The organism is Massilia sp. CT11-108, from assembly GCF_047302915.1.
Lineage (GTDB): Bacteria > Pseudomonadota > Gammaproteobacteria > Burkholderiales > Burkholderiaceae_D > Telluria > Telluria orientalis.
Genome location: NZ_JBKYMO010001222.1, coordinates 1 through 486, shown reverse-complemented (window position 1 = coordinate 486; position 486 = coordinate 1). Strand labels below are relative to the sequence as shown.

At 71.4% G+C, this 486-nt stretch carries 1 protein-coding gene; it reads left to right on the top strand.

All coding sequences use genetic code 11. The annotated features are described in order from the left end of the window. Positions 1 to 38: 38 nt before the first annotated feature. Positions 39 to 486: MFS transporter (locus tag ACEN88_RS34110; protein WP_413346807.1), on the top strand; the 448-nt coding region annotated here is incomplete at its 3' end.

The following is a 486-nucleotide window of genomic DNA, read 5'->3' as shown; positions in this document are numbered from 1 at the left end:
CGCGTGGGCGCGGCGCGCGCGCAGCCGCGCCCACGCGCATGCACACGAATGCAACCGGCGTGACGGACCCGCTGCTGTCGCGCCGCTACGTCCTGCCGTTCCTGCTGGCCTGCCTGATCCTCGCCTGCAACCAGGCGACCGGCATCAACTCCGTGCTGGCGTACGTCGTCAATATCCTCAACCGCGCGGGCCTGTCCGGCTCCAGCGCCAACCTCGCGGACGTGCTGCTGAAAGTGCTGAACGCGCTGATGACCATCGTCGCGGTGCTGCTCGTGGACCGCAAGGGCCGCCGCTTCCTGCTGATGGTGGGCACGGCCGGCATCGTCGTCGCGCTGCTGGCCGTCGGCCTGCTGTTCCGCGCCAACGAGACGCAGCAGCGCGACGTGCTCGCGCAGGTAACGACGCAGCTGCGCGACGACGGCCTGTCGCTGCGCCTCGACGCACGGACCCTGCGGCGGGCCGGCCGGATCGGCGCAGGTACTGACG